Raw genomic sequence first — 15,745 nt, 5'->3', positions numbered from 1 at the left:
CAATGGCGAGCAGTGAGACGGCACCAGCGGCGGATCAGCGCACACGGAGCCTTGCATCCTTTCTGCGTTCGCAGATGCGCAACATCGCCCCGTTCCTGACGCTGATTTTCCTGTCCGCCTTCTTCGCCTTTGCCAGCCCTTCCTTCGCGACGATCGACAATCTCGGCAACATCCTCACGCAGGTGTCGGTGACCGGCATCATCGCCGTCGGCCTCACCTTCGTGATCCTCTGCGCCGAGATCGATCTGTCGATCGCCAGCATCGCCAACGTCACCGGCATCGCGGTCGCCTATTTCACGCTGCAGGAATCCTACGTCAACATTCCCAACATCCCGCTTCCCGGTGTCGCCGCGATCCTGCTGGCGCTCCTGCTCTGTGCTGCTCTCGGCCTCGTCAACGCGCTGGGGCTGACCGTGATCGGCATCCCCTCCTTCATCATGACGCTGGCGATGATGCAGATCGCTGCCGGCATCTCGGCCCTCCTGGTGCGTGGCCAGATCGCCTACAAGGTGCCAAGCCTCATCTCGACGCTCGGCTCCGGCTCGATCGGCGGCATCCCCTGGATCGTCATCGTCGCCGCCATCATGCTGCTCGGCGGACACCTGGTGCTGACCTACACGCGCTTCGGCCGCTACGTCTACATGGTCGGAGGCAATCGCGAGGCGGCCGAATATTCCGGCCTCAACGTCAAGCTCATCCTAGGCAGCGTCATGGTGATCTCGGCGGTCTGCTCCGGCATCGGCGGCATGCTCGGTGTCGCCCATTTCGGCAGCGCGCAACAGAACGAGTTCGACACCTATTTGCTCGACTCCATCGCCGCCGTCGTCGTCGGCGGCACCAGCCTGTTCGGCGGCCGCGGCGGCATCGGCAACACCATCGTCGGACTCTTCGTTCTCGGCGTCCTCAATAACGGCCTCGACCACGTCAACATCGACAGCTTCCTGAAGATCCTGATCCGCGGCGTGATCCTGCTGGCGGCCCTGATCATCAACGTCTATGCGCAGCACTTGCGAGAGAAGGCGGCGGACTAGCCGATGGTGTTTCCCCCTCTCCCCGTTCTTACGGGGAGAGGGTTGGGGTGAGGGCCACTCTCCACACGTGAGATCGTCGAGGGACCGGTACCCCCTCACCCGGATCGCAAGTGCGATCCGACCTCTCCCCGCAAGCGGGGCGAGGTGAAGGAAGAATCGCAAAATCAACCCCATGCACAGTACAAATCATTGGGGAATTTCCCGCGGAACGACCTGCGCCATTTCCGAAATTAAGTTTGACACGTCGGGCAAAACAGGAGCACGATGTCACCTCCGCGACTCTTCTCGACCTGGTTCGGCGGGTCATGACTTTTGTCGAATAATTCTCCGTCATCCTGATGTGCGAAGCAGGCGCTGCGAATGCGGCGCATGCGGAGCCTCGAAGGATGAACGGCCGAGATCGAGGACCGCTGAAGAAGCGGCCATCTCAGGGTGACGCGGATAGAGCGGTGCTTGCTGCCCGAGTGAGAACGAAGTTTGCAATGATTGATTCATCGATCGCAGGTATTGTTCGCGACCAAAGATCGCGTGCGTGTTGCCCGCCGGGTAGTCTACCTCGTGAGCGTGGAGTCAGATACGCAGTCGCTCATCAGGCAGCGCCATACGCTGGGCTCGACCGAGAGCACCCTGGAGAGTGCGAGATTGCCATGTTGCGACAAACGATGAAATGCGCACTCCTGGCGTTGGCTCTCTTTAGCAGCGCCGCCTTCCTTCTTGCCGTCAGCCGCGGCGTCGACGGTGGCGAGATCCTCGTCCGAATGATCGTTGTATTTCCGATGCTCATCGTATTCTCTACGATCACCACGGCTATTATCTACGCAATTGCCGCGGGCGCTGCAGCGCTCGCCAAGCAGTCTTCGCTTGTTGCCGCCTCGATCTCCGGGATATTGGGATGGATCACCGCGAGCGGTGGCTATCGGTCCTTTGAGGGGCTCGGCGGATATAGCGACCTTATCCAGCCCGCCTACGCCATCTCACTCGTTGCCCCCTGGCTTATCCTCGCCCTCAAGAACCGGGCCAGATAGCGAAGGGTCAATCGCCAGCTGTGATCTTCCCCCGAAAAAGTGGACGGGCTTAAGCTGCTTTTAGCTCCATTTCGATCGGGGCGATATATCCGATGGCGGAATGGAGCCTGGTTCGGTTGTAGAAGCCCTCGATGAAGGCGAAGATATCGCGCTGGGCCTCGGCGCGGGTGTTGTAGTCGCGATGATGGACCAGCTCGGTCTTCAAGGTATGAAAGAAGCTTTCCATCGGGGCATTGTCGTAGCAATCGGCCTTGCGGCTCATCGATGCGGTGATGCCGGCGCCGGTGAGAGCGTTGCGATAGGCGTGTGAGGCATATTGCACGCCGCGATCGGAGTGGTGGATCAATCCGGCCTGCGGGCGTTGCTGGCGGATTGCCATCGTCAGCGCCGCAGATGCGAGTTCGATTTGCATATGATCCCGCATGGCCCAGCCGACGATCTTTCGGCTGAACAGATCCATAACGGCCGCCAGATACAGCCAGCCCTCCGCGGTCGGGATGTAGGTGATATCAGCGAGCCAGACCCGGTTCGGGGCATCCGCCGTGAAGTCGCGCGCGATCAGGTTCGGCGCGATCGGCAGGTCGTGACGGCTGTCAGTGGTGCGAACCCGACGGGGTCGCGCCATGATCGCTCGAATGCCATATCGACGCATTAGCCGTTCGATCCGGCCGCGGCTGGCACCGCGTCCCTGTGTCCGCAGAGCGGCATGAACGCGAGGACTGCCGTAGCGTCCGCTGCTGTCGCGATGGACCTGCTGGATCTCGGCCAGGAGCGCGGCATTGGATTTTGTCCGTTCGCCCACCGGGCGATCGCGCCAGGCATAATAGCCGGCCGGCGAGACCTCGAGCACGGCACACATCAGCCGTACCGGATAGCTGTCGCGGTGGTCTTCGATGAAACGGAAGCTCATGTTCGGGTTCCGGCGAAGATCGCGATCGACTTTTTTAAAATGTCGCGCTCCATGCGCAGCCGTTCGTTCTCCTGGCGCAGACGGGCGATCTCCGAAGCCTGGTCCGCCGACATCGGCGTCGCCTGCGTGGTGGGGCGCCACGCCGCCGATGCCGGCTGCTGCCGGAACTGGTCGACCCAGCGCCGCAGCACCGAGTCGCGCAGACCGAGCTCCTTGGCCACCGACGTGACCGAGCGACCGCTCGAGATCACCAGCTCGACCGCCTGGCGCTTGTACTCCTCGGTAAACGACCGACGTTGACGTTCCATTCGACACCTCCGGGCTCAATGAGCCTACCACAGGTGTCCACTCATTCGGAGGAGGTTCAGCTGTTCTCTAACTCCACGCTTACCAGCATCGAAGTCGGTCTCCCCGCCGTCACGAGTCAGAAGCCGGACTGTCGGCGAGCCCGGCAGCGGATACCGCTGTCGGTCAAAAAAGCCGGCATTCGCTGCTAAGCACAAAAGTCTGCTCCGCGTCCAAGTGCCCGCGTCGCGCGAGCCGCACTCGTCGCGTCAGGAGCTTGAATCCCGGCTCGACGACAAAGCGGACGACGACGCCCCCCAAGAACTCGCGCCTCCTCCAGAGTTCGACCTGCAACCTGGTGCGGGCATCAACCTATTGTAGGAGCAAAAAACAGGTGCGGGCGCCCCCGCGACAGGCGCGCCACGTCTATCGTTCTGCTATAATGTCACTATGACGATCGGGATTTCCGGACCCGAACGGAAGGCACCAGGGCGAAGCGCCATGGTGGGGCTCATCATCGCGGCCATCATCGCCGCAATCGGCCTGATCCTGCTCGCTCTCGCCGGCGACTTCCTGGTCGACTGGATGTGGTTCTCCTCGATCGGCTACAGGCAGGTCTTCTGGACCACGATCGGGACGAAAGCCGCCGTCTTCCTCGTTGTCTTCGTGGCGACCGCCGCCGTCTTGTGGACAAACGCGCGCCTTGCACTTGGCCTCGCCGGGCGCCGAAGCCGGTTGCCTGCGGCGTTCGACCCCGCGCTTGCGGCCGCTACGGCGCCGCCGGATCCGTTGGAATTCCTGCGCGAGCGGCTGCCGTGGCGCATTGTCATCGCCGCGAGTAGCGGCCTCTGCGCTCTGCTCGTCGCCTGGGGCGAAGTCGGCAGCTGGAGCACTCTCCTGCGCTTCATCTACCAGGTGCCCTACGGCACCAACGATCCCTTGTACGACAAGGATATCGGCTTCTACCTCTTTTCCCTGCCCGCCTTTGTGGCCATGAAGAATTGGGCATTGCTGATTCTCGTCATGGGCGCACTGTTCGCCGGATCGATCTACTGGGTGTATGGCGACATCGAAGACCGAGCCCACCGAATATCGCCAGCAGCGATCTCGCACGGTTCGGCGCTTCTCGGCCTCTTCTTTGGCGTGAAGGCATGGTCCTACGGTCTCGACCGCTATCTCCTGCTGTACGGCGACAACGGCGTGGTGGTCGGCGCAGGCTTCACCGACGTCAATGTGGAACTGCCGGTCCTGTGGCTACTGATCGCACTTTCGATCGCCGCCGCTTCGGCGGCATGCGCGAACCTGTGGGTGCGTACCTACCACCTTCCCGGGGCCGCGATTGTGCTGCTGTTCGGAGGCGCGTTGTTGCTGTCGGGCATCATCCCCGCGGTATTTCAGCGCTTCTACGTCGGGCCGAACGAGCTGGCGTGGGAGCGGCCCTACATCGAACGTAACATTGCCCTGACCCGCGAGGCCTACAATCTCAATCGGATCGCGCCAAAGCCTTTCCCGGCGGAACAGAATCTGACCTTCACGACACTCGAGGCCAACAAGGCCACCGTTGAAAATATAAGGCTGTGGGATTGGCAACCATTGGCCGACACCTACGCGCAACTGCAGGAGATTCGCACCTACTACAAACTGCGCGACCTCGATGTCGATCGCTACTGGTTTGGCGATACCTATCAAAGCGTGATGATCTCAGGCCGCGAGCTGAATTCCGCGCTGCTGCCGTCCAACGCGCAAACCTGGGTCAACCGCCACGTCCTGTTCACCCACGGCAATGGTGTGGTGATGAGTCCGGTCACCCAGAAGAGCGGTGAAGGACTTCCGCTTCTCTATCTGCGCGACATTCCTCCGGTCGCGCACGGAGGTCCCGCCATTCGCGAGCCGCGCATCTATTACGGACAGCAGACGGAGGACTACGTCATCGTCAAGGGAACGGTGCCGGAATTCGATTATCCCAAGGGAAAGGACAACGTCTACGCCTCCTATGGCGGCTCCGGCGGCGTGCCGCTGTCGGGCATGGTGCGCAGACTGATCTTCGCCCACCACTTCAATGATGTGAACCTGCTGCTGTCGGACTACATCGGCGACGACAGCCGGATCATGATCCGGCGCAACATCCAGAAACGGGTCGGCATGATCGCCCCGTTCCTCGCTCTAGATCGCGATCCCTATCTGGTCGTCAGCGAGGGCCGGATGTTCTGGATTCAGGACGCCTACACGACGAGCGAATATTTTCCCTACGCGCAGCCTGCGCCCGGCCTGAACCTCAACTATATCAGAAATTCGGTGAAGGCCGTGATCGACGCCTACAACGGCACCGTCGACTTTTACCTGATGGACCCGGCGGACCCGATCGCCGCAACCTATCGACGAATCTTCCCAGACCTGTTCAAGCCGTTCGCGGCCATGCCGTCCGATCTTCAGAAACACATTCGCTATCCCGAAGACCTCTTCCTGGTCCAGGCGCGGCTTTTTCAGACCTACCATATGGAAGCGGCCGATGTTTTCTATAACCGCGAGGACCTCTGGCAATTTCCACGTCAGCCGGCCGGTGACGGCGTCTCTTCAATAGACGGCCTTACCGCGATGGCCCCCTACTACATCATCATGCGGCTCCCCGGAGAGGCGCAAGCCGAGTTCTTCATCATGATCCCGATGGTGCCGAGCCGTCGCGACAACATGATCGCATGGCTCGCCGCGCGCTGCGACGAGCCCGGCTATGGCAAGCTGGTCGTGTACGAATTTCCCAAGGAGAAGCTGGTCTACGGACCGTTCCAGATCGAGGCGCGAATTCATCAGAACACGGAGATCTCCCAACAGATATCGCTGTGGAACCAGATGGGGTCGCGGGTGATCCGAGGAAATCTACTCGTGATCCCGATCGAGAATTCGATTCTCTACGTGTCGCCGCTGTATTTGCGGGCCGAGCAAGGACATTTGCCGGAGCTGAAACGGGTGATCGCCGCCTATGGCGAGCATGTCGTTATGAAGGAGACACTTGCTGAGGCCCTGTCGGCACTCTTCGTGGACGACGGACCCGCACCGGCGCCGGCTGCGACCGCGGAATCGCCCAGTGATGGGTCCGCGGCAAGGCGCGCACAACAGGCGCTCGATCACTATAATCAGGCCATGGAGCGGTTGAAGTCCGGCGATTGGACAGGCTTCGGCAAAGAGATCGGCGTGATGCGTGGTATTTTGGAGGATATCCGCAGGCAATCGGGTAGCCGTTGATCGCTCCAAAAGTACACGGCCTAGCCGTTCGCATAACGGCCGCCAACCCCGTAGTTTTCGCACGACGCGGTTGGCTGCCTACTATCAAGAGGGAGTGGACAGCTTACAACTTGCAACGGGTCGCACCATTTTGATTCACGACCTCCGTGACCCTTTTTCGATTTTTTCTCCAGAAACGGACGACTTCGGTAGATTGCCGAAAAGTCTCTCAGACCAAGCGTGCCGCCGGGCTCCCTCAGCGCCAAGCCTTTTCGTTCTTCTGCTCGTAGTCCTTGAAGGCCTTCTCGAGCCCACCCAGAACCTCGGCGGAGGTTTCGAACATCGCCTTCAGCTGGGGCTCGTCGACCTTCGAAATGTCCTCACGCAGGTGGTTCCGGATATCGTGGAGCGCCTTCTGCATCTTCTGGGTATGGTGTCGGGGATCGCGGTCTGCCGCACTTGCCATGGTCGGTCTCCTCGCTGCTACTATGGCTCCGCCAGACTAGGAAGCGTCCGGCGCGACGGCGCATCAACGGACGACGCGTGGTGTCGTTCCAATTCCAATTGGAACTCCTTCCTGGAAGCGCGCCAGTGCACAGGCCATGCGCGGCGTCAACGCAGCGGTGGTCGGCGTGCTCGGTGCTGCGCTTTACCTCAGGGTGACGGTGATAGAGCGAGGCCCGTTGCACGGATCTCCTCGCTCCGCCAGCACCTCACGGCATGCCCATCAGGCCGCGTCTCCAGCACCGGCCCCGGCTCGTGGCGGCACAAATCTTCCGCGTAGCGGCACCGTGGGCTGAAAGCGCATCCGTTCGGCGGGTTGAGCGGATTGGGAAGATCGCCGCCTGTCGTCGCGAGCGGCGCATGGTGCAGGGGATCGGGAATGGCGGCAATCAGGGCCTGCGTATAGGGGTGCGCCGGCCGTTCAAAAATTTCGCGCCAGTCGCCGTTCTCGACGATGCGGCCGAGATACATCACGGCGACACGGTCGCTCATGTGCTCGACGACGCCGAGGTCGTGGCTGATCATGATGTAGGACAGACCGAGCGTGTCCTTCAATTCGAGCAGCAGGTTGATGATCTGGGCGCGGATCGAGACGTCGAGCGCCGAGACCGGTTCGTCGCAGATGACGATCTTGGGATTGAGGATCAGGGCGCGCGCGATGCCGATACGCTGGCGCTGGCCACCCGAGAACTCGTGCGGGTAGCGGTCGGCCTGTTCGGGCCGCAGGCCGACATGCTTCAGCATGGTCGCGACGCGATCCTCGATCTCGCTTTTTGCGGTCACGCCGTGCACGCGCAGGGGATCTTCCAGCGTGCGCCGCACGGTCTGGCGCGGATTGAGCGAGGCGTAGGGATCCTGAAACACCATCTGCACGATGCGGGCCAGCGATTTCCGATCGCCGGATGGCCGGCCCGTCACCACCTGCCCGTCCAGCACGATGCGGCCGCGCGTCGGCGTCAGCAGGCCAAGGATCGACAAGGCGACCGTCGACTTGCCCGAGCCGGACTCGCCGACGAGGCCGAGGCACTCGCCGCGCTTCAGCTTGAGATCGACACCGTCGACCGCGCGCAGCAGCCGCTGGCCACGGCCCAGCAGACCGCCGCCAACAGGAAAATGAACCGCGAGATCCTCGACGCTGAGAATGAGATCGTCGTCCGCCCTGCCCTCACCCGATTTTCTCTCACCCGATTTTCTCTTGGGCTCATGCATGGTGGTGACACCTCACCAAGCCGCCCGCCTCCAGCAAATCCGCCGGCGGCGCAACGGTCCTGCAGATATCGGTCGCCTGCGTACAACGCGGATTGAACCGGCAGCCTTCCGGGAAATTCGTGATGGCGGGAACGACGCCTGCGATCTCCTTGAGCCTGCTCCGGCCAAGCGCAGCACGGCTGCCGAGCCGCGGCAGCGAGGCGACCAGGCCTTGCGTATAGGGATGCGAGGGGGTGCGAAAAATATCGGCCGAGCCGCGCTCCTCGACGATGCGGCCGGCATACATGACGGCGACGCGGCGGCAGACATTTGCGACAAGGCCAAGATCGTGGCTGATCATCAGGATCGCCGTGCCGCGCTCGGCGCAGAGATTTCGCATCAGCTCGATGATCTCGGCCTGCACGGTGACGTCGAGCGCGGTGGTCGGCTCGTCGGCGATCAAGAGATCCGGACCGCAGGCGAGCGCGATGGCGATCATCACGCGCTGGCGCATCCCGCCGGAGAGTTGGTGCGGGTAGTCGTTGACGCGCCGCTCCGGCGCGGGAACGCGGACGCTCGCCAGCGCCTCGACCGCCAGCTTATTGGCCTCCCGCCAGTTCTTGCCCTTGTGCAGCACGAACATCTCGGCGATCTGCCGTCCCACCGGCGAGACCGGATTGAGCGCCGTCATCGGCTCCTGGAAGATCATGGCGATCCGGTTGCCGCGCAGATCGCGCTGCGCGGCGGCGGACAGGTGCTGGATCTCGCGCCCGTCAAACCGGATGACACCGCTGCCGATCGACAGCGGCGGCCGCAGCAGGCCGATCAAGGCGAGCGCCGTGATGCTCTTGCCGCAGCCGGATTCGCCGACGAGGCCGAACGTCTCGCCGCGATCGATGCGGAATGAGACACCCTCGGCCGCCGCAACGCGCTTCGATCCATCGTCGAGATCGATGCGCAAATCCTCGACTTCGATCAGCGGCGCGCCCGTCATGCCCGCCGGCTCCGCGACTGAGGATCGAGAATGTCGCGCAGGCCATCGCCGAGCAGATTGAGGCCGAGCACGGTCAGGAAAATGGCCAGCCCCGGAAACACCGAGAGCCACGGCGCCGTCGTGATCTGGTCGCGGGCATCCGACAGCATGCTGCCCCAGCTTGGGAATGGCGGCCGAACGCCGAGGCCGAGGAACGACAAGGCGGCCTCGGACAGGACCGCGCTGCCCATGCCGAGCGTGCCGATGACGACGATCGGCCCCAGCATGTTCGGCAAGAGCTGCGTGATCATGATGCGCAAATCGCTGTAACCGAGCACGGTGGCCGCCTGCACATAGCCCTGGTTTCTGAGCGACAGCGCGGACGCCCGTGCGATCCGGCACGTGAAGGACCAGTTGGTCAGCCCGAGTGCGATCAGCAGGCTGGTCAGGCCGGGTCCAAGCACCGCCATGATGGCGAGCGCGAAGATCAGCGAAGGGATCGCGAGCATGACATTAGTCAGGGCGTTGACGAAATCGTCCCACCAGCCGCCCCAATAGCCCGCGCTGAGCCCCAGGGCCACGCCGATCACGCTGTTGATGAGCTGCGAGATGATGCCGACCGTCAGCGAGACGCGGGCGCCGTAGACGACGCGGGAATAGATATCGCGGCCCTGGTCGTCGGTCCCGAACCACCAGGTCCAGCTCGGCGGCTCCTCCGCGTTCAGCAAATTGGCGTCGAGCACGGGATCGGTGTGCGCCAGCCAGGGCGCGAGCACGCCGACGATGATCGCAAGCGCGAACAAGGCGCCACCGATGATGAGATTGGCGCGGAGCTTCATGCGTATCTGATCCTGGGATCGATCACGCCGTAGAGCACGTCGATCAGCAGATTGATCGCGAGAAAGGCCAGCACCACCACCAGGATGGAGCCCTGGACGGCCGGAATGTCGCGCTGCAGGACGCTGTCCACCAGCAGCGAGCCGATGCCCGGCCAGGAAAACAGCTTCTCGACCACGACCGCCTGCCCCATCAGCCCGCCGAACTGCAGGCCGACGGTGGTGAGAATGATGACGAGGGCGTTGCGCATCACGTGCCATTTCACGACGCGGGTCTCGCTCATGCCCTTCGAACGCGCGGTGCGGACGAAATCGGCGGTCATGATCTCAAGGACCGCAGCGCGCGTCGTCCGGGCGAACAGCGCCATCGGCGAGACGCCGAGCGTCACCGCCGGCAGCAGCAGATATTTCAGGCCGCCATCGCCGTAGCCGAAACTCGGCAGCCAGCCGAGCTTCAGGGCGAACAGATACATCAGCACCAGCCCGAGCCAGAACTTTGCGATGGAAAGGCCCGACACGGCCAGAACCATTGCTGCACTGTCGACAAGTCCGCCGGGCCGCAGTGCGGCGATGAAGCCGAGCGGCACGCCGAGCACGACGGAAAACGCCATGGCCGCAAAGATGAGCTGCAGCGTCGGCCAGGCCCGCTTGGCGATCATGGCCGTCACAGGCTCGCGCGTCCGGAACGACGTCCCGAAATCACCGGTGGCGAGCTTGGCGATGTAGGTGCCGAAACGCACGTAGACGGGATCGTTGAGGCCGAGCTGCTGCTTCAGGCGCAGCTCGACCTGGGGATCGGCGTCGTCGCTCATGCTCGAGACAATGCTGCCGGGAACGACGCTGAACAGCACGAACACCAGCAGCACGACGGCGAGCACGGTCGGAATGGATTGCAGCAGGCGGCGGATCAGGAAGGAGAGCATCGGCACTTTCTTCCCTCCCCCCATCGCTCATGACGATGGAGGGAGCACGAGAACGCGTGTCACTTTGCGGGCGAGGTCTCGTCGACCCAGAGCTCCTCGGTGTTCTGGTGGGTCAGCTCGGTCGGGTTCTGCTGAATTCCGTGGAGCCAGGGCTGCACGGCCATGACCGCCTTGTTGTAGTTGAAGAACCAGACCGGCGCCTCCTCGTAGAGCAGCGCATTGGCCTTCTGCAGCAGCTGCGTGCGCTTGGCAGCGTCGTCGGCCTGTCCCGCCTCATCGAGGATCTTGTCGAAGTCGGCATTCTTGAAATTCATGTAGTTGCAGGCCGGCTGCGGCGTCGACGAGTGGAAGCATTTGAGGGCAGCCAGCGGGTCCGGACCGCTCTGCTGGGAATAAATGAAGGCCTGGTAGTCGCCGGTGCGAACCACCTCCGCCAGCACCGCGGTCTCGACCTGCTTGACCTTCGCCTTGATGCCGACCTTGTCCAGCATCGGGATCACGGCCGAGACGATCGGCAGGCCCCAACTTTCATTCTGGCTGGTGGTCCATTCGAACTCGAAGCCTTGGGGATAGCCGGCCTCCGTGAGCAACTGCTTGGCCTTGGCGGGATCGTAAGCGTACGGCTTCATCGCCTTGTCGTAGGCGGGCGAGGTCAGCGGCAGCCAGCTGGTGGCGCGATAGGCCTTGCCCTTGACCAGCTTGCTGATGATCAAATCGGTATCGATCGCGTAGTTGATCGCCTGCCGGACGCGCTTGTCGGAGAACGGCTTGAACGCGGGATTCATCCCCATGTAACGCGTGAAGACCTCGGCAACCTCGACAATGGTGCCCTTGAGGTTGGGATCAGCCTGATAGGCGACATACTGCGCCGGTCCGAGCACCGAGGTATCGATTTCCTTGTTGCGGAAGGCGACATCGCGCGCCGCCGCCTCGCCCATGATCGACACGATCACCTTGTCGGCATAGGGCTTGCCGGGCTTGTAGAACTTCTCCCACCGGTCAAGGACGATGCGCGAGCCCGGCACGTGCTCGACGAACTTGAACGGACCGAGACCGATCGGATGCTGGATGAAGCTTTCCTTGGCACCCTCGTCGGCGGGATAGATCGAGGTCAGTGCGGTGAAGAAATAGAAGCCGGGATCGACCTTCTCGGTCAGCTTCATCTCGAGGGTGAAGTCATCGATCTTCTTCAGGCCGGAGATCTCCTTGGCCTGCCCCTTTTCGACCGCGGCCGCACCCTCGATCACGCGGACAAAACGCGCTCCAGGATAGGCCTTGGTGCCGTCCATAATGCGGTTGTAGGACCAGATGATATCATCGGCCGTCATCTTGCGGCCGTTGTGGAAATAGGCGTCGTCGCGGAGCTTGAAGGTGTAAACGAGACCACCGCCCGAGACGGTGACCTCCTTCGCAAGTTCCGGAACCGGCTTTCCTTCCGCGGAGTCCCAGGTGTAGAGCGAGCGATGCAGGGCCTTGGCGTAGATCTCGTCCTGGGCGCGCTGGGTGGTGTGAATGTCGAGGCTGGTGAAGCTCGAGCCATAGGGCGCGGTCATGCGGATGGTACCGCCCTTGCGCGGTGTCTGGGCCTCAGCTGCCCCGGCAAGCGCCAGCCCCAAGCCCGCGACGATTGCGATCTTCCTGAACATCATGTGTCCCCCAAACAACGCAGGTGTCTTCCGGTCCGCGAGTTGACCATCCGCGGCCGGTCGAGCGCAAGCTTCGTTTTTGAGGGAGAGCGGTTCCCGAAGGACGCCGATTGACGCGGCGCGTCATCGAACGAGCCAGGTCAGTGAACATATTTCCTGACCGACGCGACCAAGCTCAGGATCATCATCCGGGCGCGAAGGATCGCGGAAAAAATGAATCGTCGAACGCTAGGGGCCTTGCTCGCCGGCAGTCTGCTCGCCGCCACGGCCGCGATGGCGATCCCGGTGACGCCGGATCCGGCCCGGGACGGCGTCCGATGGGCCGGCGCTGCTCCGGCTTGTCCGTCAGGGCACCACGACAGTCGCCGACCTCTCGCTGCGCAAGCGGGCGGTTGCCACGGCCGGCTTCCTGCCGGAGCCGGGGCAAGTGAGGCTGTTGCTCGGCAACCACACGGATGAAGCGGCTGAAATCACCGTCAATGAGCGAACCATCGCACTCGCGGCTCACGCCGGGGAAGACCTGATGGACTCCGACGCTGAGGCCGGCGAATTGCCGCTTAGCCAGAAGCTCGATCTGCCGCCGGGCAAGTACAAGGTCACCCTCAAGGTTGATGGTAGCGTGCCACAGAGCCGCGAGTTCGATGTCGCCGCCAACGAGACCTGGGGGCTGCTGGCCGGCCCGGACGGCGCGCCGCTGCCCATGCGGCTGTATTGACGCACGACGATCTCCGCCCGTCATTGCGACTGTCAGCCTGACAATTCCGGCTGCCAATCCCGCAATTTTCGCGCAGCGCCCGTCACGTCGAGGATCGTCCGAAACGCCACCGCCTCCACCATCATCCCTCGCGCGAGCCGCACGGCGCGGGCCTCGCTGATCGCCCGCTTCCTGGGGTCCTCGATCAGCTCGAAGTCGATATTGTGGGCGAGGCCGAAGATGCGGCGGATGGTTTTGGCGGCGGCAAAGCCGACCGTGTCGGTAAACAGCCGCTGCATATAGGCCTGCCGCTCGGCCTCCAACCGCGCCGCGCCCTTCTCGCCGGCGAAGAGCGAGACGGGATAGGCATCGCCATTGGCCCCCGACCGCCAGAGATCGAGAAACTTCTGAGCGAACCCGCCCCAAGCCTGCTCGACCGTCTCCAGCACCCAGGCCTCGAAGTCGCGCCGCTCACTAGGCGCGCGCTCGTGGCCGGCGGAAGCGAAATAGGCCATCAGAAGATTGGCGAGCACGGCGCCGACATCAAAGCCCATCGGGCCGTAGAAAGCGAATTCGGGATCGATCACCCGCGTCTCGCCCTCCGTCACCATGATCGAGCCGGTGTGGAGATCGCCATGCAGCAGTGCTTCCGGGCTCGCCATGAATTTGAGCTTCAACCGGGAGATCGCGACATGCAGCTCCATGTCGTCGCGCAAGGATGCGGCGAGCGCATCGAGATGCGGCGTGGTCCAGCGGTTCTGCCCGGCGATGCGGTAGGGATCGGTGAAGATCAGGTCCTCGGTGATCTTGCACAGCGCGTGATTGCCGGCGAAGGCCGCGATAGCCTCCTTCTTCTCGGCAGCAGGAAGCGCGAGATCCGAGGTGAAGAACAGCGTCCGCGCCATGAAGGTGGTGATGTCGTCGACGAAGCGCGGATAGCACGCACCCGCGACCAGCCCCTTGCGCATGATGATGTGGGGCTCGAGCAGCTCCATCACGGTGAGCGCCAGCGTCTCGTTGTGATGCAGCAGCGCCGGCACGAGGCCGGGCGCGAGCCGGGCTTGCCGGGACAGAGCGAGATATTCGTAATGCGCCCGCGACAGCGGCAGCGGCCAGCTCTCGCCGACGAGGCGGACGTAAGGCAGCGCCTGCTTCACGGCAATGCCGCCGCGCGCGCCCTTCACGATGAAGACGAAATTGAGGTTGCCGTCGCCGACCTCGGTGATGACCCAGGCCGCCGGCGCTCCGCCGAGCAGCGCTGTGATGTCAGGCAGGCTCGCGAGATAATCCCGCAACGCCGCTTCCTGCAGAATCCGATAGTCCCCCTGCCCCTGCGTCATGACGATCCCATCCCATGTTTGATGGCCGGATCGTTACTCCCGCTCGAGGAAGCTCGAGCCGATCTCGGCCTTTCTTTTGATTGGATCGTAATCACAATAGACGCTGTCCGCCACCAGCGTGTAGCTGGCGCTGACGGTGTATTTGTCTGTTTTGACCGAGTTCAGCCCGATCACCGAGGTGCTTTTTCCGCCGTTCCATTTGAACGGCGTCGAGCTCTTGGCCTGCTCGCAGGCCATCACCGCCTCGTTGAAGACGTAGCCTTCGACGAACGCCTTCAGCGTGCGCACCTGCACGGCCATCTTCCATTCGAAATAACCGATGCCGCCGAGACCGGCGACGATCAGCACCAGAAGCGCAACGGCGATCCTCTGAAAAGTCATTCATGTCCCCCCGTAACGACGCAACGCGGAAAATCCAGCACGCCGGCGGGAAAGCCTAAAACGGCATTCCCATCAATTTCGACAGACGTTCGAGCGAGAGATAGCCGGCGTGATAGGCGGCAACGCCGAGGCCATAGATGATCGCCGAGATGATCGTGGTCCAGACCAGCTTGCGCTTCATGCCGGTCAGAACAGGCGCGCCCGGGTCCGTGCCCGGCGCGCCGACGCCGTCCTCGTGCTGGCTGCGCACGCCGAACGGCAGCGTCAAGAACAGCGCGATCCACCAGATCACGAAGTAGATCGCGAGCGCGGTCGATATCTGGATGGCCATGATCGGGCCTTACGCCTGCTCGATTTCGACCAGCGCGCCGGAAAAGTCCTTCGGGTGCAGGAACAGCACCGGCTTGCCGTGGGCACCGATCTTCGGCACGCCGTCGCCGAGCACCCGCGCGCCCTCCTTCACCAGCGTGTCACGCGAGGTGATGATGTCGACGACCTCGTAGCAGACGTGATGGATGCCGCCATCGGCATTGCGCTCGAGGAACTTCGCGATCGGCGAGGCCTCGCCGAGCGGCTCGATGAACTCGATCTTGGTGTTGGGCAGCGTCGCGAACACCGTGGTGACGCCGTGCTCGGGCAGCGGAACGGCTTCCGAAATCTGCGCCCCGAACGCCGCGCCGTAGATCTTGGCGGCCTTGACGGCGTCCCTGGTCGCGATCGCGACGTGGTTGAGGCGACCCAGCATGTTTCTTCTCCCTCAGCGCATGATCCGGACAACCGAGACCGTGCC

At 62.9% G+C, this 15,745-nt stretch carries 15 protein-coding genes; 4 read left to right on the top strand and 11 right to left on the bottom strand.

The window, feature by feature from the left end; translation table 11 throughout:
• Positions 1-2 precede the first annotated feature (2 nt).
• Both ACWAT4_RS18765 and ACWAT4_RS18760 read left to right on the top strand, forming a co-directional pair.
• Complete coding sequence (locus ACWAT4_RS18765) at positions 3-1,031, top strand: ABC transporter permease (protein ID WP_212300908.1); 1,029 nt, start codon at positions 3-5, stop codon at positions 1,029-1,031.
• A gap of 647 nt (positions 1,032-1,678) precedes the next feature.
• Complete coding sequence (locus ACWAT4_RS18760; RefSeq protein WP_212300909.1) at positions 1,679-2,056, top strand: hypothetical protein; 378 nt, start codon at positions 1,679-1,681, stop codon at positions 2,054-2,056.
• A 49-nt stretch (positions 2,057-2,105) separates the two neighbouring features.
• Here ACWAT4_RS18760 and ACWAT4_RS18755 read toward each other — a convergent pair.
• A protein-coding gene (locus ACWAT4_RS18755) for an IS3 family transposase (RefSeq protein ID WP_212298635.1) occupies positions 2,106-3,274 on the bottom strand; the annotation gives its coding sequence in 2 pieces (ribosomal slippage) (positions 2,106-2,986 and positions 2,986-3,274; 1,170 coding nt in all).
• Positions 3,275-3,752: 478 nt separating this feature from the next.
• Here ACWAT4_RS18755 and ACWAT4_RS18750 point away from each other — a divergent pair.
• A complete protein-coding gene (locus tag ACWAT4_RS18750; RefSeq protein WP_449731089.1) occupies positions 3,753-6,491 on the top strand; it encodes a UPF0182 family membrane protein in 2,739 nt (912 codons plus the stop codon).
• 235 nt (positions 6,492-6,726) lie between these two features.
• Here the strand turns inward: ACWAT4_RS18750 and ACWAT4_RS18745 are convergent, their stop codons facing one another.
• The 6 genes from ACWAT4_RS18745 to ACWAT4_RS18720 all read right to left on the bottom strand — a co-directional run bounded on the left by ACWAT4_RS18745 (position 6,727) and on the right by ACWAT4_RS18720 (position 12,543).
• Entirely contained in the window at positions 6,727-6,936 is a 210-nt protein-coding gene (locus ACWAT4_RS18745; RefSeq protein ID WP_212300911.1) for a hypothetical protein, read from the bottom strand.
• Positions 6,937-7,124: 188 nt separating this feature from the next.
• Complete coding sequence (locus tag ACWAT4_RS18740) at positions 7,125-8,183, bottom strand: ABC transporter ATP-binding protein (protein WP_449731088.1); 1,059 nt, start codon at positions 8,181-8,183, stop codon at positions 7,125-7,127.
• Entirely contained in the window at positions 8,176-9,156 is a 981-nt protein-coding gene (locus tag ACWAT4_RS18735) for an ABC transporter ATP-binding protein (protein WP_449731087.1), read from the bottom strand. Before ACWAT4_RS18735 ends, ACWAT4_RS18740 begins: the two co-directional genes overlap by 8 nt.
• On the bottom strand, positions 9,153-9,974 hold the full coding sequence (locus ACWAT4_RS18730; protein WP_212300914.1) for an ABC transporter permease: 822 nt from the start codon (positions 9,972-9,974) through the stop codon (positions 9,153-9,155). Before ACWAT4_RS18730 ends, ACWAT4_RS18735 begins: the two co-directional genes overlap by 4 nt.
• Positions 9,971-10,894 carry an ABC transporter permease gene (locus tag ACWAT4_RS18725; RefSeq protein ID WP_212301118.1) on the bottom strand — a complete coding sequence of 308 codons (924 nt, stop codon included), beginning with the start codon at positions 10,892-10,894 and terminating at the stop codon, positions 9,971-9,973. Before ACWAT4_RS18725 ends, ACWAT4_RS18730 begins: the two co-directional genes overlap by 4 nt.
• A 59-nt stretch (positions 10,895-10,953) precedes the next feature.
• Positions 10,954-12,543, bottom strand: coding sequence for an ABC transporter substrate-binding protein (locus ACWAT4_RS18720; RefSeq protein WP_449731086.1), 1,590 nt, complete (start codon positions 12,541-12,543; stop codon positions 10,954-10,956).
• 424 nt (positions 12,544-12,967) lie between these two features.
• On the opposite strand from ACWAT4_RS18720, the gene ACWAT4_RS18715 reads away from it, so the two are divergent.
• The gene (locus ACWAT4_RS18715; protein WP_449731085.1) at positions 12,968-13,255 is read left to right on the top strand and encodes a hypothetical protein; all 288 of its coding nucleotides are present in this window, start codon (positions 12,968-12,970) and stop codon (positions 13,253-13,255) included.
• A 32-nt stretch (positions 13,256-13,287) separates the two neighbouring features.
• On the opposite strand, the gene mtnK is transcribed toward ACWAT4_RS18715, so the two are convergent.
• From mtnK to mce, 4 genes are read right to left on the bottom strand one after another with little or no spacing between them, the layout of a single operon-like run.
• Positions 13,288-14,574, bottom strand: a complete 1,287-nt coding sequence (mtnK, locus tag ACWAT4_RS18710) for an S-methyl-5-thioribose kinase (protein ID WP_449731084.1) — start codon at positions 14,572-14,574, stop codon at positions 13,288-13,290.
• 33 nt (positions 14,575-14,607) lie between these two features.
• Positions 14,608-14,955, bottom strand: coding sequence for a hypothetical protein (locus ACWAT4_RS18705; protein ID WP_212300917.1), 348 nt, complete (start codon positions 14,953-14,955; stop codon positions 14,608-14,610).
• Between the two features lie 55 nt (positions 14,956-15,010).
• Positions 15,011-15,286, bottom strand: a complete 276-nt coding sequence (locus tag ACWAT4_RS18700; RefSeq protein ID WP_212300918.1) for a DUF1467 family protein — start codon at positions 15,284-15,286, stop codon at positions 15,011-15,013.
• 9 nt (positions 15,287-15,295) lie between these two features.
• On the bottom strand, positions 15,296-15,700 hold the full coding sequence (gene mce / locus ACWAT4_RS18695; RefSeq protein WP_212424534.1) for a methylmalonyl-CoA epimerase: 405 nt from the start codon (positions 15,698-15,700) through the stop codon (positions 15,296-15,298).
• Positions 15,701-15,745 lie beyond the last annotated feature (45 nt).

The organism is Bradyrhizobium sp. T-1, assembly GCF_053592855.1.
The sequence above is the reverse complement of the archived record's forward strand: the minus strand, read 5'-3'. Positions and strand labels throughout refer to the sequence as shown.